Genomic DNA, 20,565 nt, shown 5'->3' on the forward strand with positions numbered 1-20,565 from the left:
ATAATATATTTTAAAAGTCAGGCAGCCGGAGGAGAAGATGTTAAATAAGCTCGACCCGCAGAAGACAGGGGCATGGAAGAAGCTTGAGAAGCACTATGCGCTGATGGAGAACGCGCATATGAGGGATATGTTTGATAATGACACGGAAAGGTTCAGCACTTTTTCGCTCCGGTTAGAGGATATACTCGTTGATTATTCAAAAAATATAATCGATAAAGAGACGGTCGCGCTTATTGTTGAACTGGCTGAAGAAGCCGGGCTTAAAGATGCGATTGAGGATATGTTTTCAGGCGGGAAGACAAATGAGACCGAAGGCCGCGCCGTGCTTCATACCGCTCTGAGAAACCGTTCGAACAGTCCAGTTCATGTTGACGGGAAAGATGTCATGCCTGAAGTAAATGCTGTGCTTAAGCAGATGGAGGATTTCTCAGGGAAGGTCATATCAGGCAGGTGGAAAGGCTATACAGGCAAGGCGATAACCGACATAGTTAATATCGGCATCGGCGGCTCTGACCTTGGGCCGGTGATGGTGACTGAGGCTCTTAAGCCATATCGCAAACCAAACATCACCACTCACTTTGTTTCAAACATTGATGCTACGCATATAACAGAGACTTTACAAAAGCTCTCTCCTGAAACAACGCTCTTTATAATTGCTTCAAAGACATTCACAACTCAGGAGACGATGACGAATGCGGATACAGCCCGGAGATGGTTTCTGGAGGCTGTGAAAGATAACGCCGTTATAAAAAAACACTTTGTCGCGATATCAACAAATAAAGAGGAAGTAATAAAGTTCGGCATAGACCCGGAGAACATGTTTATATTCTGGGATTGGGTTGGCGGCAGATATTCCCTCTGGTCTGCTATAGGCCTCTCCATATCATGCTCCATAGGCTTTGAGAATTTCACTGAACTCCTTGAAGGGGCGCATGCTATGGATAATCACTTCAGCGAGACTCCGTTTGACAGGAACATACCGGTGATACTTGGACTGCTCGGCATCTGGTACATCAACTTCTTCGGCTCTGAGACAGAGGCGGTTCTTCCTTATGATCAGTACATGCACAGGTTCCCTGCCTATCTCCAGCAGGCGTACATGGAGAGCAACGGCAAGAGCATCGGCAGGGATGGCAATGAAGTTGCGTATCAGACAGGACAGGTGATATGGGGCGAGCCGGGCACAAACGGCCAGCACTCCTTTTATCAGTTAATTCATCAGGGCACAAGGCTTATCCCGTGCGACTTTCTTGCGCCTGCTATAAGCCATAACCCTGTCGGCGGGCACCATAATATTTTACTCTCCAACTTTTTCGCGCAGGCTGAGGCGCTTATGAAGGGCAAGACAAAAGAGGAAGTTATGGCAGAGCTTAAGTCTTCAGGAAAGAGCGATGAGGATATTAAAAATCTTGCGCCCTTCAAGGTCTTCAAGGGGAATAATCCGACGAATTCGATATTATTCAAGAAACTGACGCCGAGGACGCTTGGAAGTCTGATATCGATGTATGAGCACAAGATATTCACTCAGGGTGTTATCTGGAACATATTCAGTTTTGACCAGTGGGGAGTGGAACTCGGGAAGCAGCTTGCAAATAAGATACTCCCTGAACTTGCCGGTGAAAACAAAATAACCTCTCATGACTCATCCACGAACGGGCTTATCAACGAGTTTAAAGTTTTAAGAAAGAGTTCTTAGACCAAAACCAGATTGTCTTTGTGAAGGACCTCGTCTGAATATTTGTATCCCAGGATCTTTTCTATCTCAGAGCTTTTTTTGCCTATGATCTTATTGAGATCTTTTGATGAATAGTTGGTCAGGCCCTTGGCTATATTATGGCCTTTTCTGTCAATGCAGTTAACCGCGTCACCTTTTTTAAACTCCCCGTCGATCCTTACTATGCCTGAAGGCAAAAGGCTCTTCTTCTTTTTAAGGAGTGCGGTAACAGCCCCTTCATCAAGAACGAGTGTGCCTTTTGATCTTACTCCGTAAGCTATCCATCCATCCTTGGATGAAAGTTTGGTCTCATTAGCCTTAAAGTACGTCCCGACACTTCCCCCCTCAAACAGGCGCTTGAGAAGCCCTCTCTTCTTGCCGCTCATTATCACAACAGGTATGCCGTGGTTGTTCGCCTGCTTTGCGGCTATAAGCTTGGAATACATGCCGCCTGTTCCTACTGCGCTGCCCTCTTTACCTGCGAGCTTTTCAATCTCAGGAGTGATCTTGTCTACACTGGTTATTATCTCTGCGCTTTTATATTTAGGGTCTTTTGAGTAAAGCCCGTCAACGTCAGAGAGTATTATGAGCATCTCCGCTTCTACAAGGCCGGATGTAAGTGCGGCAAGAAGGTCGTTGTCGCCGAATTTTATCTCGTCAACAGCAACAGCATCGTTCTCATTGATAACAGGTATGACATCATGGTGAATAAGTGTCAGCAGCGTGTTCTTTGCGTTAAGATAACTTGTGCGTTCAGTGATCACATCCCTTGTCAGAAGGACCTGAGCCACCTTTTTATCAAATCCAGCGAAGCTCTTCTCATATGCCCACATCAGGCTTGACTGTCCTATCGCAGCAGCAGCCTGCTTCAGTTTTATATCTTTCGGCTTCTCTTTCAGGCCGAGCTTTTTGAGCCCTGCCGCAATGGCGCCTGAAGATACGATGACCGCTTCAGCGCCCATATCTATTATTTCCGATATGTCGCTGACGATCCCTTTCAGCCTTCTCGTGTTAAGGCCCTGTTCGGCAGAAGCGATTATATTGCTTCCGATCTTTATTACTACTCTCTTCATGGGTTTTTATGTTTCTCTACTTTTTCTCCGATATACTCGGTCAGCTCTTTTAAGCCCGTCCTTGTAACAGCGCATATCGGGAAGAAATCATAGTTCTTATCTTTGCAATATTGAGCGAGCTTGTCAAGCCTGCTCCCGTCGCCTTTTATATCGAGCTTTGTGCCGACAACCGCCTGTGTCTTATCCGTGAGCCCTTTGCTGTAGAGTTCAAGCTCCCTGTTTATCGTTTCAAAGTTCTCAACAGGATCTCCTTCAGCCATCTCTGATATATCAACGAGATGGAGCAGTATTGAGGTCCTTTCAACATGACGCAGGAATTGGAATCCCAGGCCCGTGCCCTTATGAGCGCCTTCTATCAGCCCCGGGATATCAGCTATTACAAAGCTGCCGTATTCCCCGTGCTGCACAACACCGAGTGCAGGTTTCAGAGTAGTAAAAGGATAATCCGCTATCTTCGGCCTTGCAGCGGAAAGCGCGGATATGAGGGTAGATTTGCCTGCGTTCGGAAGCCCTATCAGCCCTACATCGGCAAGGAGCTTGAGTTCAAGCACCAGCCTTTTCTCTTCGCCTTCCTCTCCCGGCTGGGCATATCTCGGCTCCTGCCTTGACGGTCCCTTGAAGTGGGTATTGCCCAGTCCTCCCCTGCCGCCTTTGACAGCCATGAATTCTTCACCTTCAATAGTAAGGTCGGCAAGTATTTCACCTGTCTCCGCATCCTTAACTAGAGTTCCAAGCGGTACCGGCAGAATATAGTCATCAGCATTCTTGCCGTGCATCTCCTGTCCCATGCCGTTCTCTCCCTTTTTGGCGATATACTCCCGCCTGTATTTAAAGTCGAGAAGGGTGCTGTGACTGGTAGAGGCTACAAATATGACATGCCCGCCTCTTCCACCGTCGCCGCCGTTAGGCCCGCCATTAGGCACGTACTTCTCCCTGCGGAAGCTTACACAGCCCTTTCCGCCGTGTCCTGCTACTACATGTATCTCTGCGCTGTCTATAAATTTCATAGTTTTAACAATACATCAAATCCTTAAATAAAAAAAGGCGGGTAGAAACCCGCCTTTCACATTGAAATATTATTTTTAAACTCTTAACTTCTTCGCCTCTGCGAATCCGACGAGTCGGATAACTTGTTATACCTGTGCTTCAGGATAGATACTGACCAGCTTTCTTGTCCGACCCTTATGTTCGAACTTTACGTATCCGGCAGCCTTTGCAAAGAGGGTATCGTCTCCGCCCCTGCCTACATTCAAGCCGGGATGTATCTTGGTGCCGCGCTGCCTTATCAGTACACTGCCGGCCTTGACCAGCTCTCCGCCGTATTTCTTTACGCCGAGACGTTTTGAGTGACTTTCGCGTCCGTTCCTTGTACTTCCAACACCTTTTTTATGAGCCATTTCTATATTCTCCGTTATTAATTTGAAACAATACCAGTTATCTTGACAGTGGTCAAGGTCTGTCTGTGTCCTCTAAGCTTTCTGTGGTTCTTTCTCGTCTTCTGCTTAAAGATAAGGACCTTTCTGTCTTTTGCACTACCAACAACATTGGCGGTTACTTTTGCAGCCGAGATGATCGGGGTGCCGTAAGTGACATTCTCGCCGTCAGAGAGCATCAGCACATTTTCGAATGTGACGCTGTCCTTATTTTCTATCTTTTCGATCTTTATGGTATCACCTTCAGATACCCTGTACTGCTTGCCGCCTGTCTCTATTATCGCGTACATTGTTTTTCTCCAGATTTTATGTAGGTATATTTTTTAACATAATAATGAATATAAAGTCAATTTACTCTATCTATCGGCAACTATAACATTTTATCAATATATTGGCGGATGGTGCTTTAATATTTATTTGATAGTGAGGTACACTTAATAAAGTTCTGGGGAAGAAATCTAGGATAACGCCCGAAATCAAAAAGATAAACAAAGGAAGAGCCATTAAGGCTATTATGGTCAAAGATCTCAAAAGGCTGTCAGCTGTCTTAATCGTTCTTTTAATCTTTCCCGTTTTTGCCTGCCACAAAGCCGCTCCAAAGGTCTCCTATCTCCAAGAAAATTCGGTTATACTCGCCTTTGGCGACAGTCTCACATTCGGGATAGGCGCGGAGGGGTCTGAGGATACCTATCCGGCAGTGCTTCAAAAATTAATAAACCGGAAGGTGATAAATGCCGGTGTATCCGGCGAGGTCACAGCAAAGGGGATTGAAAGGCTTCCCGGACTTCTGGATGAATATAAACCCTCGCTTCTGATCCTCTGCCACGGCGGCAATGACCTCATGAGAAAGCTCGGAGATGAAAAGGCGGCTGATAACATCAGGGCGATGATAAGGATGGCTAAGGAGAGTGGGGTAGATGTAGTGCTGCTTGGGGTTCCGAGGCTCAGCCTGACCTCAATGTCTGCCGCAGGATTTTACAAAGAGATTGCCGAAGAGTTTAATATTCCTTATGATAATCATATACTCTTTGACATAGTGTCGAACGCAAGCCTGAAGAGCGACTATATTCACCCTAATGTAAAGGGATACCGCATGATGGCAGAGGCGGTTGCTGAGCTTCTTCTCAATGGCGGGGCGATAGAGCATATCAATGTTATTGATTAATTTTTCTATAATGTATCTAAATAAGTAATGGAGAATATAATGAAATTATTAAAACTTTTGATCGTATTCCTCTTTGTCATTCAGCTAAGCGGCTGTTTCTTTACAAAGGTCGTGACCGTTCCTATGCGAGTAGGCGGGGCTGTAGTTTCGGTTATCCCAGGCGTGGGCAACGCGGCTGACGGAGTTATTGATCTCGCTGCTGATGGAATTGATACAGTCCCATTTTGATTTTCTATGATGTATTACAAACGTTGAAAAGATGGCGTGGTTATGCAGAAATCAGCTACACATTAAACTTAAAATTAATAATATCTCCGTCCTTTACCTCATAGGTTTTGCCTTCCTGCCTGAACAGGCCTTTTTCTTTTGCCTTGGCCATATCTCCGCCTGAGGCGATGAAGTCTTCATAACTGACAGTCTCTGCCCTGATAAAACCCCTCTCGATATCCGAGTGTATCTTTCCGGCCGCCTGCTGGGCGCGGAGGCCTTTTCTTATCGTCCACGCCCTCACCTCATCTGTGCCCGATGTCAGGAATGAGATAAGCCCGAGCGCATCGTAGGATACATGGCAGAGCTTCTTCATTGCGGGTTCCTCAATGCCGAGTTCATCCAGAAATTCTTTTGCTTCATCAGGAGGAAGCTGGGCTATCTCCATCTCTATCTTTCCGCAGAGGGTCAGGATCTGAGGCGCTATGCCTTTGCCTTTTCCCTTAAAAAATGTCTCAACTTTATTCTGGATCTCTTTTGCCTTATCAGAGTTGATATCGCTCTCATTAATATTGAGAACGATTATCTCATGCATGGTCGTCAGCAGCTGGTACGGGAGCATCTGCCTCTTCTCTTCATCGTTAAACTCAATATCTCTCAGTGATATCTCATCCTCAAGAGCGGTTTTGCATTTCAGCAGAAGGCCTTTATCACCTGTCTCAGGCTTTTTGCCTTTCTTTTCCTGCGCCTCTATCTTCTCAAGCCTCTTCTCTACAAACTCAAGGTCGCCGAGGATAAGCTCTGCCTCAAATGAAGAGACATCCCGCAGAGGGTCAACGCTCTTCATCGGGTGTATGACTGAGGCATCTTCAAATGCGCGCACAACATGCACTATCGCGTCAGCATCCTTCAGTAGTTTGAAGACCTTTGCGTTCTGCGAGGTATCGCCTGATGTTATGCCGAGGTAATCAAGATACTCTACTGTTGCATAGGTAGTCTTCTTTGGTTCGTATATCTCTACGAGCTTATCGATCCGCGCATCAGGAACTTTTACAATGCCGTGCTGCGGCTCAATATCAGCGGATATTGAAGTAGGATAGGCGGTGGTTTCAAGGTTCTGGCCTGTCAGCGCGTTAAAAATCGTGGTCTTTCCCGAATTTGAAAAGCCTGTGATTATGAGCTTCACTTGATCTCTTTAAATGTCTCGTACGCAGCCCTTGCTGTCTTATTTATATCAGCGTTTGTATGAGCAAGCGACATGAAGCCAGCCTCGTATGCGGATGGCGCAAGGTTTATGCCCCTGTCAAGCATCTTTCTGAAGTAGAGCGAGAACTTTGCGGTGTCTGTCTTTGCCGCGTCAGTGAAGTTGTAGACCTCTTTATCAGTGAAGTATGTGCAGAACATTGTGCCCGCCCTGTAGAACTTTGTCTTGATGCCTGCGCGCTTTGCAGCATCTTTGAGAGCTTCATCAAGAGCCTTTGATTTTGCCATAAGGGTTTTGTATGTCTCAGGCTTTGAGAGTATTTTTAATGTCTCAATGCCTGCTGTCATTGCAAGCGGGTTTCCTGAGAGCGTGCCTGCCTGATACACCGGGCCGTCAGGAGCTATCTTTCTCATAATCTCTTCCCTTCCGCCGTATGCGCCTACCGGCAGTCCGCCGCCAATAACTTTGCCAAGGCATGTCATATCAGGCTTTATGCCGAATGCCTTCTGCGCTCCGCCGTATGAGACCCTGAAACCTGTCATGACCTCATCAAATATAAGAACGATGCCGTGCTGCTTCGTCACCTTTCTTAAACCTTCAAGATATCCCGGCTTCGGCAGGATACATCCGCTGTTTCCGACAACAGGCTCGATGATTACACATGCGATATCTTTGCCTGCCTTTCCACATATCTTCTTAAATGCAGCAAGGTCGTTATAGGGAAGCGTGATAGTATTTCTTGCATAATCCTTCGGCACTCCCGGGCTTGTGGGAACGCCGAATGTAGCCATACCGGAACCGGCCTTAACAAGAAGTCCATCAGCGTGTCCGTGGTAGCATCCCTCAAACTTTACAATCTTGTCCCTTCCTGTAAAACCGCGCGCAGCTCTGATAGCGCTCATCGTTGCCTCAGTGCCTGAGCTGACCATCCTCATCACTTCCATTGAGGGATATACCTTGCGAACCATGCCAGCAAGCTCCACCTCAAGAGGTGTGGGCGCTCCAAAACTTGTTCCTTTTTCAGCAGCCTTCTGAAGCGCCTTTATAATAGTTGGATTCGCATGGCCGAGTATCATCGGCCCCCATGAGAGCACGTAATCTATATATTCGTTTCCGTCAACGTCGTATATCTTTGAGCCTTTTGCGGAATCTATGAAGATAGGGTTGCCGCCGACAGCATTGAATGCGCGGACAGGGCTGTTCACCCCGCCGGGGATCAGGCGTTTTGCCTTATTAAAGAGTTCTTTTGATTTTTTGTGATTCAGCGCCATGATATGCTCCTGTAAGTAGTTATTTAATGAGATTTTATTTAACTATAATATGCGGAAAGATGTCAAAGTAAAATATAATTAACCCCTCTGTGTCTCCCCTTACCAAGGGGAGAATTAAAGATCCCCTCTTTACCAAGGACCAACAGTAGGTGCCTTAAGCAGGGGCAGGGAGGTTTATTCATGCCGAAGCGCGTCTATTGGATCGAGCCTCGCAGCCTTCTGCGCAGGGAAGTATCCGAAGATCACGCCTACTGCCGCGGAAAATGCAAAGGCTGTGAGCACGACCCATGGATTAAGCACGAGCGGGACAGAGAGCAAATTTGCTCCTGCAGCTGAAGCAGAAAGTCCCAGCAGGATACCGACTATTCCTCCCAATGATGAGAGCACAACCGCCTCTATGAGAAACTGCATCAGCACTTCGCGCTCCATCGCGCCTATGGCAAGCCGGATGCCTATCTCTCTTGTACGTTCTGTAACAGAGACGAGCATGATATTCATGATGCCTATCCCGCCGACCAGAAGGCTGACAGCTGCTACAGCGCTCAAAAGGGCGGTAAGCACCCGCGTCGTTCCTGTCAGTGTGCTTACGATCTCCTTCATATCCCTCACATTAAAATCATCCTCTTCCCCTGTTGTGATGCGCCTGCGCTCGCGCATCAGCAGTTCGATGTCGCTCTTGACCTTTTCAGTTGAAACCCCGTCCTGAGCCGATACCAGTATGGTGCTGATATCGATATCTCCTGCTATCCGCCTGTGAAACATATGCACCGGAACGAGCACAAAATCATCCTGATCGCTGCCGAAGCTGGACTGGCCCTTTGATACAAGGACTCCGATCACCTGGCATGAGAGCTTTCCAAGACGGATCATGCTACCGGTAGGGCTGATGCCGCCGAAGAGCTTGTCACGCACCGTTGTGCCTATGATGCATACAGACTTTCCTGCCCGCAGTTCTCCATCGGTAAATTCCCGGCCTTCAAGCAGAGGCCAGTTCCTAACATCCAGATAAGCGTTGTTCGTGCCTGTGACCGAAGTAGACCAGTTCTCGCTCCCGTAAATTGCCTGTATGGACTGGTTTGCAATAGGCGCGACAGCAGCCAGGCCTGAGACCACACGTGAGATAACATCGGCATCATCAATGCGGAACATCGGGGCGCTTGAACGCGCGCCGCCGCCGGGGCCGTGAAATCCCTGGCCGGGCCTCACCTGCAGCATATTGCTTCCGAGCTTGGTTATATCTGAGGTGACCTGCGCAGTAGCACCGCTGCCGAGGGTGACCATGGTGATCACTGCTGCAACTCCTATCACGATGCCGAGAATGGTCAGGGACGAACGCAGTACGTTCCGCCTGATCTCCCTTAGTGCAAGAAGAATAGTATTAAATATCATTACGGCCTCTCCCCGTTCTGCCGGTCTGTCTCTATAGAGCCGTCGCGGAAACGGACGATGCGTTTTGCATAGGCTGCCATATCAGCCTCATGTGTCACCATCACTATGGTAATGCCCCGCTCTTTATTGAACCTTGTCAGCAGATCCATGATCTCACGGCTGCGGGCGGTATCCAGATTTCCGGTAGGTTCATCAGCCAGCAGCAGGGCCGGTTTTGTGACTATTGCTCTGGCGATAGCTACCCGCTGCTGCTGGCCGCCTGAGAGTTTATTAGGGGTATGTGATTCCCATCCGTTAAGGCCTACGGATTCAAGCGCCTCAAGCGCCTGAGCGCGCCGCTGCACCGCAGGGATGCCGCGATATACAAGAGGCAGTTCGACATTTTCAAGGGCGGTGGTGCGGTTCAGAAGGTTATAGCCCTGAAAGACAAATCCGAGATAGTTGCGCCGCAGGAGAGCGCGCTGGTCACGATACAGCTTTCCGGCATCAACCCCCCGGAATAGATATGCACCGGAAGTAGGGGTGTCAAGGCACCCGAGTATATTCATGCAGGTTGATTTACCCGAGCCGCTCGGCCCCATCACAGCCACAAATTCACCTGCTTCAATAGAGAGGTCTATTCCGCGCAGCGCCTGCATCTCTGCCTCACCGGTTCCGTAGACCTTATTCACGCCCTTGAGCCGGATCAGCTTTTGGCTTTCAGTATTTCGGGATTCATCCGGCATAGTTATTTCTTTGTGTTGTTCATATCGACCAGCAATTCCATGCCGGGTTCGACATCACCGGAGACAACCTCTGTCATTATCCCGTCAGATGAGCCTACAACAATTTGTATGGCAAAGGGCTTGCCTTCCTTTAATATCCAGACACGCTGCTCTTTTTTATCAGAGGACTTATCCCCATTTGCCCTTGATGCATGTCTGGGGGGGCGTATAAGTTTACCGATAAGGCTTCCGCCGCTGCTTGAGGGAGCTTCCTCTTCCTGAATCACCGGCAGAAAACGCAGTGCTGTATTCGGCACAAGGATCACGTCTTCGATCTTTTTGACAATAATGTCTGCCGAAGCTGTCATGCCGGGCCGTAATGAAAGATCAGAATTGTCCATGCTTAAGACTGTTTCATATGTAACGACCCCGCCCACTGTCTTTGAGCCGTAACGCACCTGCGTGATAAGGGCTTCAAATGTCCGGTCTGGGTATGCGTCTACTGTGAAGGTGGCTGCCTGCCCCTCTTTTACCTGTCCGACGTCTGCCTCGTCAACATCAACGTACAGCTCCATCTGGGTGAGGTTCTCAGCCATTGTAAAGAGCACCGGCGCCTGGAAAGATGCTGCCACGGTCTGGCCCGGTTCAACTGATCGTGAAATAACAATACCGTTTATAGGTGAGCGTATTATTGCCTTAGTAAGATTTGTCTTGTTTGTATTAAGAGCGGCCTTTGCTTCAGATACCTGCGCCTTTGCACTGGTCTCCATAGCCTCTGCGCGTTTCAATGCAGCTTCTGCCGTATCCATCTCATGCTGAGAAGGCACTTTTTTATTGCTGATCTCCCAGACCTTTTTCAGGCGCGCAAGCTGATTATGCGATTCTTCGACAGTCGCCTTTGTCTCCAGAAGCTTTGCCTCTGCCGCATCGAGTGCAGCCTTTGACTGCACGACCTTTGCCTCCAGTATCTCGGTGTCGAGTTTTGCCAATATCTGCCCGGCCTTTACCTGGTCGTTGTAATCCGCCTCAACGGTCTTGATGATGCCTGAGAGCTCGCTGCTAACATCTACCTGATTGACCGGTTTCAACGTTCCTGTAGCGGTAACAGTGACGATAATATTTCCGCGGGCAGCCTCCTTGGTCTTATACTGGGGTGCGTTAGCGTTTTCAGATCTTCTCCACCAGATCAGCAGGACAGCCCCTAAGATCAGCAGCAATAAGACTATGACAAGCCATCGCTTCAGCCGTTTGCCGCTGCCTGAAGCATGCTCAACGCCCAATGTCTTGATGATATCTGATTCCGTATCCGTCTTCATTTTATAAATTCCCCCTGATCTTCAGCTGCGGGTGTCAATGATTCCCATCCGCCGCCGAGCGCCTTATAGAGCCTTATTAAATTTGATGTCACCTCAGCGTCGCTGCCTGCCAGCTGATCCTGAAGCGAGAGCAGTGACTGCTGCGCGGTCAGCAAGGATTGGAAATCGATCAGGCCTGACTCATACTGTTCCTGCGCAAGTTTGACAGCGCGCTCAGCAGCATTTGAACCGTTTAAAAGCGACTGCCTCCGAACCTGCTCTCCGGCATAAGCTGTGAGCGCGTTTTTCACCTCATGAAGCGCCTCAAGCACTGCGGTTTCATACTGTATCAAAGCCTGTTCCTGAAGCGCGTTCTGAACCTCGATATTCTTTCTGATGCTTCCAGCGTCAAATATATTCCATCTAAAACCCGGCCCGATCCCGAACGTCCGGTTCCCATAAGTGAAGAGATCATCAAGCTCCATGGCTTCAAGTCCGATCGACCCGGAGAGAGTGAACTGTGGATAAAGCCCGGCAGTTGCAACTCCGATGCGGGCTGTCTGAGCTGCCAGCCTCCGTTCAGCCTGCCGCACATCAGGCCTGCGCCTGAGCAGGTCAGCGGGAAGCCCGACAGCTATCTCAACAGGCGTAACCGGAATCGCTTTTTGTTCAGACCGTTCAGCATACAATGCCCCGGGATATTTACCTATCAATATCGCAATATTGTTCATGGCCTGTTCAAGCCCGCTCCGCAAGGCAGGTATCTGCGCCTTTGTCCTTTCCAGATTGTACATCGCCTCTTCCACATCGAGCCCGCTCACAAGGCCTGCTTCATTACGCCACCCTGCAATCTTATAGGTCTCAGTCTGGGCGGCAAGATTTGATTCTGCTATCGCTATCCTTTTCTGAAAAAGGCGGACATCAACATAGTTCAGAGAGACTTCTGCAAGGAGTGAAACGAGCACGTCATTAAGGCCTTCTTCGCTCGCCTCAAGGTCTGCATCGGCCGCCTCCACGGAACGCCTCACACCGCCGAAGAGGTCGAGTTCCCAGCCAGCGTCAAAGCCCATATAGTAAAAGTCATTCTCAGTGCCGCTGCTGCCCCGGCTGCGCTGCGCTGAACCGGAGGCATCAACTGATGGGAAAAGCCCAGCCCTGCTTATGCCTCTGCGCGCCCTTGCTTCACGAACGCGCGCTTTCGCTTCGCGTATGCCAAGGTTGCTGCTGATAGAACATTCTATCAAACTCGTTAACTCCGGATCATTAAGCGTTGACCACCACTTCTCCATGGTCTCGGCATCGCTGCTCCTGATATCTGAACCGGTATCCCATTTTTCAGGCGCGGATATCTTTGGAGAAATATAATCCGGCCCGACAGTAACGCACCCTGAGAGGCCGAGCATTATCATAAGTCCGGCAATTATCTTTTTAGCAGATGTATTCAAGTTATCCCAAAAGATCAGTTTAATTATAAAGTCTAAAATAATTATATATGAAAAGTGTGAAGAAACAAGTTTACTTCTTCAATTCCTTTATCTGCCTTATTCTCTCCAGCACAGGCGGGTGGGAGTAATGGAATAATGCGTACAGCGGATGCGGATGCAGGTTTGAGAGGTTGTCTTTTGAGAGCTTTACAAGCGCGCCGATCATGCCGTCTGTATCTCCTGTCAGCTCATATGAAAAACGGTCAGCCTCTTTCTCATGCCTTCTTGATAACTGATTAAATAACGGTGAGAACGGGAAACTTGCTATGGAGAAGATAAATGAGAGCAAGATGACCTTTGCAAAGAATGTGCTTTCATTGATATTAAAAAGTTCTATCAGAAAGTTGCTTTGTGTGGCTTTGTAAGCGATGAACATAACTATTAACGCTATCAGTTCGGTAACCGCCAGCATCTTCAAAAGATGCTTCTTCTTCCAGTGCCCTGCCTCATGCGCAAGCACCGCTATTATCTCATCCTTATCAAGCTTTTCCAAAAGTGTATCAAAAAGCACGATACGCTTAACTTTCCCGATTCCTGAGAAATAGGCATTCGTATGTTTTGACCGTTTTGAAGCATCCATCTTAAAGACCCTGCTCACCTTTATTCCAGCCTTCTGCATGAGCTTCTTTATATCATCAACAAACTCTTCATCATCTATTGGCGTGAACTTATTGAATAGCGGTTCAAGCACATAGGGCGAGATATACATCATGAATATGGTGAAGGCAAAGAAGAAGCACCAGAGATAGAACCACCATAGTTCAGGGCTCTTCTGTATGAGGAGAAGCCCGACTGACAAGAGTATTCCCATCAGGACAGTTGATAAGAGCAGTGATTTAATAAAGTCCATGATCCATAGTTTCATGGTCATTGTATTGAAGCCGTACTTCTTCTCAATCCTAAATGTGCTGTAGAGGCTGAATGGAGTTGAGATTATTGTCTGTGCATATGTAAGGAGCAGAAAGAAGGCGAGGCCTGAGAGTATGAAGTGCATCTGCATTGAAGCGACCCATGAGTTGTAGATATTCAGTATCCCGCCAAAGAGAAAAAGCAGAAGTATGACGTTATCAAAGCCTGAGGAGATGAAACCGAATTGCGTCTTCTCAACCGTGTAGTTTCTGGTCTTTGTCAAAAGTTCCTGATCTATCTTGCCCTCAAACTCCTGCGGTATGACAGAGCCGTGCTTTTCTAAATGAGAGAGATTGAGATAATCGAGCAAGTAGCCGAAGGCGGTAATGAGAATGTAGGCAATGAGGATGAATATTAAATAGATGTTCATGGATCAAAATACCAGTTTCATAAGCGATTCGGGGTTTACGCTCACGCCCTGAAGTTTAACGCTCATGTGAAGGTGCGGGCCTGTTGCCCTGCCGGTCATGCCTGCGAAGCCTATCACATCTCCTTTAGTAACTTCATCGCCGTTATTGACATTGAATTTTGAGAGATGCATGTAAACTGAAAAGAGCCCCATGCCGTGGTCAATTATCAGGGTGTTCCCACCGTAAAAGAGGTCTTCATTTAATACGACCTTTCCTGAATTTATCGCCTTGACAGGTTCCCCGCTGCTTGCCTTAAGGTCAATTCCCTTGTGCACGCTCGTCTTCTTCTCATTCATGATTCTGATGACGCCGAACTTTTCAGAGACCGCTGTGCCTGTCGGCGAAACAAATCCGCCGTCCCATATCTTTTCATTAGCTGCCTTCCATATCTCCTCCTGCATGAGAAACTCTCTTTCCACGCGCAGGCTGTCTTCGGGGCTTAACGTGACCTTCTCTTCAGGCAGGGTCATCTTCTTTGTCGGGAAATCATAGGGTTTTATCTTGACGTTCAGGCTGATGCTTATGTTCTCTGCTTTCACACTTATGCTGTAATCACCCGGTGCAGTCTCAATATCAAGAGGCACAAGCGCTCCATATTCATTGCCCTCAAGTTTATAAAAGGTTATATTCTTCCCGAGAAAGACCGCTTCAGGTAAAGTCGGGGTCTCTGATATAAGCTTCAGAAACAGGACATCGCCCGGGAAGGTCTCTTTTGGCTGGATTTTAATGTTAAAAGCATGTGAGCAAGGAGGCAGAAGAAGGATAAAGAGAAAAAGCTGGAGGAGCGATCTATGAATGAACTTTCTTAGCAAGGTGTTGTATTATAGCAGATTGCTTTTGATGGAAAGCCACCCCTCTGTGTCCCCCCTTGCCAAGGGGGGAATGAAAAGGGGGTAAACAACCAGAGAATATTAAATTGTTTTTTACGGACACTATTTATGCTTGACGTTAAATTAGTACGGGAAAACACAGAAAAGGTCATAGAGGCGCTTAAGAAGCGTTCGGAAAATACCGCTATCCTTGATAAATTCCTCCTGATAGAGGCCAAGAGGAGAGAACTGCTCAAGGCTGTGGAAGATGACAGGCAGCAGAGGAACACTTTGTCGCAGGAGATAGGAAAGCTCAAGAAAGAGGGCAGGGATGCTTCTGAACTTCTGGAGAAGGCAAAGCAGGTATCTGAGCTGACAGCGGCAAGGGAGACAGAGCTGAGGGAGCTTGAGACGCTTGCCAAAGATGAGCTTCTTTTGATACCTAATATCCCGCATGAATCTGTCCCTGTCGGCAAGGATGAAACTGAGAATGTTGAACTGAGGAAGTGGGGCGTAATACCGGAGTTCTCTTTTGAACCAAAGAATCACTGGGATATCGGCGAGGATCTCGGGATACTTGATTTTGACAGGGCAGGCAAGATAACAGGCGCGCGTTTTGTTTTGTATAAAGGCGCTGGTGCCGCGCTTGAGAGGGCTTTGATAAACTTTATGCTTGACCTCCATACAAAAGAGCACGGCTACACAGAGGTCATGCCTCCTTTTCTTGTGAACCGGGAATCAATGACCGGCACAGGACAGCTCCCGAAGTTTGAAAATGACCTCTTCAAGCTTGAAGAGGGCGATGCAAAAGGACTTTTGCTCATTCCTACCGCCGAGGTGCCTCTTACAAATATTCACAGGGAAGAGATACTGAAGGAAGACGGACTTCCAATTTCTTACACCGCATACACGCCATGCTTCAGGCGCGAGGCAGGCTCATATGGCAAGGATACGAGAGGGCTGATAAGGCAGCATCAGTTCAACAAGGTCGAGCTTGTTAAATTTGTGAAACCCGAAGGCTCTTACGATGAACTCGAAACCCTTACAAATAATGCTGAAGAGGTTCTGAAGAGGCTCGGGTTGCCTTATCGTGTGGTTTCATTATGCACAGGAGACATGGGTTTTTCCGCTGCAAAGACATATGACATAGAGGTATGGTTCCCTGCGCAGCAGAAGTACAGGGAGATATCGTCATGCTCTAACTTTGAAGACTTCCAGGCCAGACGGGCTGATATCAGGTTCAAGACAGAGGGCAAAAAGGGCACAGAGTTTGTCCATACATTGAACGGCTCAGGGCTTGCCGCAGGCCGCACCTTTGCAGCGATACTGGAGAACTTCCAACAGGAGGACGGTTCTGTTATAATACCTGACGTTCTTAGGCATTATATGGGAACCGATACGATCAGCAGTAGATAACGGATTAATATATATAAGTTTTTTTGTTCATTGTTTTTTCATAAGTATATTATATGTTTTAGTGGAGGAGTGGCCGAGTGGTCGAAGGCGACGGTCTTGAAAACCGTAGGGCGAAAGTCCCGTGGGTTCGAATCCTACCTCCTCCGCCACTGATATGTATAGCTTGCAAACACTCTATTTTAGAGTTGATGGATATAAAATAAAAAAAGAGAGGAGGTGAAACAAATGAAAAAGATTATGACCGTTGTTTTTGCAGTTCTTTTTGTTGCTTCAGTATTTGGTGTTGCAACTGCTGCTGATTATGTCGGCGCTAAAAAATGCAAGATGTGCCATATGAAACAGTTTAAGGCATGGGAAGCTACCACAATGGCCGGCAGTTTTGAGAACCTCAAGGCTGGTGTAAAGGCAGAGGAAAAGAAGAAAGCAGGCCTGGATGGCGCCAAAGATTATACCCATGATAAGGGTTGCCTTAAGTGCCACACAACCGGTTACGGGAAACCAACTGGTTTTACAAGTATCGAAGAGACACCGGATCTTGCCGGAGTACAGTGCGAAGGATGCCACGGCCCCGGAGGTACGTACAAGGACATAATGAAGACGAACAAGGATTACAAACTTGCTGAGATTAAAGGAGCAGGGCTGATCCTTCCTTCAGAAGATGAAAAAGGATGTATGTCATGTCATGGCAGCGACAGTCCGTTCAATGAAAAGGTCGATCCAAAATATAAGTTTAATTTTAAGGATAGACTGGAAAAGACCCACGAACATACACCGCTTAAGAGCGCACATTAAGTTTTATTAGAGAGATTTATTAAAAAGGGCGCATCCCGAAAAAATGGGATGTGCCCTTTTTGCGTTTTTTCGTTGTTTGATAAAAAAGGGAGTATAATAAGATTATGAAAACAGCTAAGTCGGTTATCCTAACTCTACTGCTGTCGTTTTTCTTATTAAACACATCAGCCTACGCTATCAATATAGCTGTAGGAGAAGAGGCCCCTGATTTTATATTAAAGTCCCTGAACGGAGAGTTTCTTTCGCTGAATGAATACCGTGGAAAGATAGTGGTGCTTGTTTACTGGAACCCTGAGCAGAAACGTTCCTTTCTGGCTCTTAAAGACTGCCAGTACCTTTTAAATGGCTACAAGGAAAAAGGCGTACAGATCCTGAGCATAATCCCTGAATCTGAGGATTATACAGATGCCCGCAAAATACTTACGGATAATGAAATTACTTTTCCGGTGCTGATCGATAAGGAGATGAAGATATTCGGGAGATATGAGGTCAGGGTCTATCCATCAACTCTGATAATCAACAAGGACGGCAAGGTTGCATATAACATTCCGGGGCACTCGCTCTCTTATAAATTTTCATCTGAAGGATACATCAAGTATATGCTCGGCGAGATCAAGGAAGACGGATTGAGCGGGATGCTTAATCCCATTGAAAAGGTCACAGATGAGTCTGAAGTTGCAGCTGAAAGAAATTACAACCTTGCCCTTAATTTCGCAGAAGCAGAACTTATTGAACTGGCGGTCACGACCGCAAAAAAGTCGTTGGAGTCCCACCCGGATTTCTTAAAATCAATCATACTTCTTGGTTTTCTTTATATCCGGACAAATGACGCAGACAGCGCTGTGCAGGAATTCAATAAGGCGCTTGAAATCGACCCTTTGTCACATGACGCAAAGACAGGCCTCGGCGAGGCGCTCATCCTGAAGGGAGATATTGACAACGCTATAAAGATCCTTTCAGATACCACTCAGCAGAACCCGAATCCGCAAAGGACTTTTTATGAACTTGGCAAGGCCTATGAACTCAAGGATGAAAAAGAGAAGGCCATAGCGATGTATAGAAAGGCGTTTGAAGAGGCGAATAAGGGGAATGTGCTTCCGAGAATGGTTGTTGGTTGTAAGTAGCGTCTGCTTTACGGCAGGCTACGGGTATTACGAAACAGTACAATAAAAAAGGCGCCCTCCCGATGTATCGGGAGGACGCCTTCTGGTTTTATTCAGGATAAATCTTAGTGCTCTTCGGTGTTATGTTCAGTTTTTTTCATTCCCCTTGGCAGTTCAGGTGCCTGTTCAGGCTTTAACGGGTCGAATCTATTTACCTCTACAGTATGCGGGTTATGACATTCGGTGCATACCCACCATCTCTTCTTGCCGCCCTTAACCCATGAGCCTGTTCTTTTGCCGTGTATGCCCATTCTCCAGTCAGCATAGACTTCGCCGTGACAACTGCCGCAGAGTTTTTGGGGCTGATCCATACTTATCTCATTTCCCTGATGATCAACGAGCTTGTTACGATTTGTCGCGCTGTGGCAGTCGAGGCACCAGATTGCCCCTCTACCGTGCATCATCTCGAGGGGATTCTCAACTATATCATCATGCGCATCGATTGCTCTCGCTTTTTTATCCTTCGGGACCGGGACTGTGTCGCCGTCATGGCACCCAGTGCATTCAAAATAGTTAAGCTTGGACTCTCTTGGTTTTACAACCGCTTCTTCAGAGTCATAATCGCCACGGGTATCGTCCTTCAGCTTAGGCATATCTCCCATGGGCTTTGTGCCGTCATATGGATCGCCGTACCATAAAACACCGCTTGTTGTCTGCGAGCATTTAACATTTGGATACCCATACTGGGGAACAGCATTTTCAATCCTGCTGACAGATGTGTAGCCCTCCATGCTTTCAAAACATTTTGTTACAGGCGCCGCACTCTCTTTTTTTGCCTGTTCCGCATCCTGGGAATATGCGGTCTGATATATAATCGAACCGCCAATGAGCAGGCAGGACAGTGTAAAAAAGCCTATTTTTGTGAAATTATTCCGGAAATTCATTTCACACCTCCCTTTACTGCTGCCGCATCAGAATGTCTCACCTCGCCGGTCAATATGCCTATGGCGCCTTTCATCAGAAGCGTTAACCCAAGAAATCCAAGAGCCCAGACAAACAGCATATTGAAGTACTCAATAAGCGTAGGGTAGTATATCGCATATTCTCCGAGAGGAGTAGGGCTGAAAGCAGGGAATACAAGGATAACCGGTTTTTCCAGCAATACCGTCAGGAAAACAACAGCACAGACCGCGGGAAGGAAACTGTTGTAGCTTTTCCTTATTTTAGGGATAAGGAGCATGACAAAGGAACCGATTATTAATACCATTGTTATCCAGAACCATGGCACGTAAGTGTTAAGCCCATGATGGCCGAACATATTAAGTTTTAAAGAGGCAGCATGCTCGGTACTCGAATAAAGCTCTGTAAAGTACTCGGCGCTGAGTACCAGTAAAAGTATGCCTAAGCTCCACGCGATAATTTGCGAGAAGAGGTCAATGACAGCATCGTCAATCTGAAGCTTGGTATATTTCCTGATCAACAGAAATATTATTATGATCAGCGCAGGGCCTGAAGCGCCGGCCATTGACAGAAACGCAAATGGCAGAACCGCGCTGGCCCAAGAGTGCACCCTCGGATTACTGCTGAGAACAAAAGCTGTGCAGATGTGTATGAGCGGCCCCCACCCGACTGCCAGATAGATAAGCGGCGTATAGAATTTTTTATTCATAGGCTGGCCGATATACTTTTTGAAGAGCAGATAAAAGACAGCTATAGCGTTAACTATAAGATAGACATTAAGCACGACCACGTCGAAAGCGAGCATTGAGTTGGGTAAGTTGAAGATACCGATGCCGGGGAACATGTGCCACATTCTGTCTGGCCTGCCAACGTGATATGTGACAAAAATGATGCCGATGGTGACGAAGCTAAGGGCTATTATCTCGCCGAGCACAGCAAGGTCCTTCATGTCCTTCCGCTTATAAATATAGGCGGGTATTACCACCAGTACTGCTGCCGCTGCAATGTGCGCCGTGAAGATGAAGTTTGATATATACAGCTCCCACGATACCTGGTCAGTGGCGCCGATTGTGATAAGGCCTTCGGAAAACTGCCTGAATGACGTATAAGCCCCGACCAAAATAAAGAAAGACAGGAAAAGGAGCCAGGCATAATACTTCCCCCCCCCTTTTAGGGCATATGAAACAAAATCTTTTGCAAAAGATATCATTATTTTCATAGTTATTT

The 20,565-nt window shown here is 47.4% G+C and carries 20 protein-coding genes and 1 tRNA gene; 7 read left to right on the forward strand and 14 right to left on the reverse strand.

Annotated elements, in window-relative coordinates:
- The first annotated feature begins 37 nt into the window (after window positions 1–37).
- Complete coding sequence (pgi, locus tag Q7U10_05770; GenBank protein MDO8282120.1) at window positions 38–1,696, forward strand: glucose-6-phosphate isomerase; 1,659 nt, start codon at window positions 38–40, stop codon at window positions 1,694–1,696.
- On the opposite strand, the gene proB is transcribed toward pgi, so the two are convergent.
- From proB to rplU, 4 genes are all read right to left on the reverse strand, one after another.
- Window positions 1,693–2,787: a glutamate 5-kinase gene (gene proB, locus Q7U10_05775; GenBank protein MDO8282121.1), complete on the reverse strand. Its 1,095-nt coding sequence runs from the start codon at window positions 2,785–2,787 to the stop codon at window positions 1,693–1,695. The two genes, pgi and proB, sit on opposite strands and share 4 nt — an antisense overlap.
- Complete coding sequence (obgE, locus tag Q7U10_05780; protein ID MDO8282122.1) at window positions 2,784–3,794, reverse strand: GTPase ObgE; 1,011 nt, start codon at window positions 3,792–3,794, stop codon at window positions 2,784–2,786. Before obgE ends, proB begins: the two co-directional genes overlap by 4 nt.
- A 126-nt stretch (window positions 3,795–3,920) precedes the next feature.
- On the reverse strand, window positions 3,921–4,184 hold the full coding sequence (gene rpmA / locus Q7U10_05785; GenBank protein MDO8282123.1) for a 50S ribosomal protein L27: 264 nt from the start codon (window positions 4,182–4,184) through the stop codon (window positions 3,921–3,923).
- A 17-nt stretch (window positions 4,185–4,201) separates the two neighbouring features.
- The gene (gene rplU / locus Q7U10_05790) at window positions 4,202–4,510 is read right to left on the reverse strand and encodes a 50S ribosomal protein L21 (GenBank protein ID MDO8282124.1); all 309 of its coding nucleotides are present in this window, start codon (window positions 4,508–4,510) and stop codon (window positions 4,202–4,204) included.
- A gap of 224 nt (window positions 4,511–4,734) precedes the next feature.
- Between rplU and Q7U10_05795 the strand changes: the two genes are divergently transcribed.
- Together Q7U10_05795 and Q7U10_05800 are read left to right on the forward strand one after the other, a co-directional pair.
- Window positions 4,735–5,385 (forward strand): arylesterase, encoded by a 651-nt coding sequence (locus Q7U10_05795; protein ID MDO8282125.1) that lies wholly within the window; start codon window positions 4,735–4,737, stop codon window positions 5,383–5,385.
- 39 nt (window positions 5,386–5,424) lie between these two features.
- Window positions 5,425–5,613 (forward strand): hypothetical protein, encoded by a 189-nt coding sequence (locus Q7U10_05800; protein ID MDO8282126.1) that lies wholly within the window; start codon window positions 5,425–5,427, stop codon window positions 5,611–5,613.
- A 55-nt stretch (window positions 5,614–5,668) separates the two neighbouring features.
- Here Q7U10_05800 and ychF read toward each other — a convergent pair whose 3' ends face one another.
- From ychF to Q7U10_05840, 8 genes are all read right to left on the reverse strand, one after another.
- Window positions 5,669–6,778: a redox-regulated ATPase YchF gene (gene ychF / locus Q7U10_05805; GenBank protein MDO8282127.1), complete on the reverse strand. Its 1,110-nt coding sequence runs from the start codon at window positions 6,776–6,778 to the stop codon at window positions 5,669–5,671.
- Window positions 6,775–8,061, reverse strand: a complete 1,287-nt coding sequence (gene hemL, locus Q7U10_05810) for a glutamate-1-semialdehyde 2,1-aminomutase (GenBank protein ID MDO8282128.1) — start codon at window positions 8,059–8,061, stop codon at window positions 6,775–6,777. Before hemL ends, ychF begins: the two co-directional genes overlap by 4 nt.
- Before the next feature lie 180 nt (window positions 8,062–8,241).
- On the reverse strand, window positions 8,242–9,456 hold the full coding sequence (locus tag Q7U10_05815; GenBank protein MDO8282129.1) for an ABC transporter permease: 1,215 nt from the start codon (window positions 9,454–9,456) through the stop codon (window positions 8,242–8,244).
- A complete protein-coding gene (locus Q7U10_05820; protein MDO8282130.1) occupies window positions 9,456–10,181 on the reverse strand; it encodes an ABC transporter ATP-binding protein in 726 nt (241 codons plus the stop codon). The genes Q7U10_05815 and Q7U10_05820 overlap by 1 nt, the downstream gene beginning before the upstream one ends.
- A 2-nt stretch (window positions 10,182–10,183) precedes the next feature.
- A complete protein-coding gene (locus tag Q7U10_05825) occupies window positions 10,184–11,476 on the reverse strand; it encodes an efflux RND transporter periplasmic adaptor subunit (protein MDO8282131.1) in 1,293 nt (430 codons plus the stop codon).
- On the reverse strand, window positions 11,473–12,900 hold the full coding sequence (locus Q7U10_05830) for a TolC family protein (protein MDO8282132.1): 1,428 nt from the start codon (window positions 12,898–12,900) through the stop codon (window positions 11,473–11,475). Before Q7U10_05830 ends, Q7U10_05825 begins: the two co-directional genes overlap by 4 nt.
- Window positions 12,901–12,970: 70 nt before the next feature.
- Window positions 12,971–14,218: a M48 family metallopeptidase gene (locus tag Q7U10_05835; GenBank protein ID MDO8282133.1), complete on the reverse strand. Its 1,248-nt coding sequence runs from the start codon at window positions 14,216–14,218 to the stop codon at window positions 12,971–12,973.
- A gap of 3 nt (window positions 14,219–14,221) precedes the next feature.
- Window positions 14,222–15,070 (reverse strand): M23 family metallopeptidase, encoded by an 849-nt coding sequence (locus Q7U10_05840; protein MDO8282134.1) that lies wholly within the window; start codon window positions 15,068–15,070, stop codon window positions 14,222–14,224.
- Between the two features lie 126 nt (window positions 15,071–15,196).
- Here Q7U10_05840 and serS point away from each other — a divergent pair, with 126 nt between their 5' ends.
- The 4 genes from serS (at window position 15,197) to Q7U10_05860 (ending at window position 18,399) form a co-directional block, all read left to right on the forward strand.
- Window positions 15,197–16,483, forward strand: coding sequence for a serine--tRNA ligase (gene serS, locus Q7U10_05845; protein ID MDO8282135.1), 1,287 nt, complete (start codon window positions 15,197–15,199; stop codon window positions 16,481–16,483).
- Between the two features lie 63 nt (window positions 16,484–16,546).
- Window positions 16,547–16,632, forward strand: a tRNA-Ser gene (locus Q7U10_05850).
- A 76-nt stretch (window positions 16,633–16,708) separates the two neighbouring features.
- Window positions 16,709–17,275, forward strand: a complete 567-nt coding sequence (locus Q7U10_05855) for a cytochrome c family protein (protein MDO8282136.1) — start codon at window positions 16,709–16,711, stop codon at window positions 17,273–17,275.
- A gap of 104 nt (window positions 17,276–17,379) precedes the next feature.
- The gene (locus Q7U10_05860; GenBank protein MDO8282137.1) at window positions 17,380–18,399 is read left to right on the forward strand and encodes a redoxin domain-containing protein; all 1,020 of its coding nucleotides are present in this window, start codon (window positions 17,380–17,382) and stop codon (window positions 18,397–18,399) included.
- Window positions 18,400–18,503: 104 nt separating this feature from the next.
- Here the strand turns inward: Q7U10_05860 and Q7U10_05865 are convergent, their stop codons facing one another.
- On the reverse strand, window positions 18,504–19,322 hold the full coding sequence (locus Q7U10_05865; protein MDO8282138.1) for a cytochrome c3 family protein: 819 nt from the start codon (window positions 19,320–19,322) through the stop codon (window positions 18,504–18,506).
- A complete protein-coding gene (gene nrfD, locus Q7U10_05870) occupies window positions 19,319–20,557 on the reverse strand; it encodes an NrfD/PsrC family molybdoenzyme membrane anchor subunit (GenBank protein MDO8282139.1) in 1,239 nt (412 codons plus the stop codon). The genes Q7U10_05865 and nrfD overlap by 4 nt, the downstream gene beginning before the upstream one ends.
- Window positions 20,558–20,565: the final 8 nt, after the last annotated feature.

This window comes from Thermodesulfovibrionia bacterium (assembly GCA_030646035.1).
Lineage (GTDB): Bacteria > Nitrospirota > Thermodesulfovibrionia > UBA6902 > UBA6902 > JACQZG01.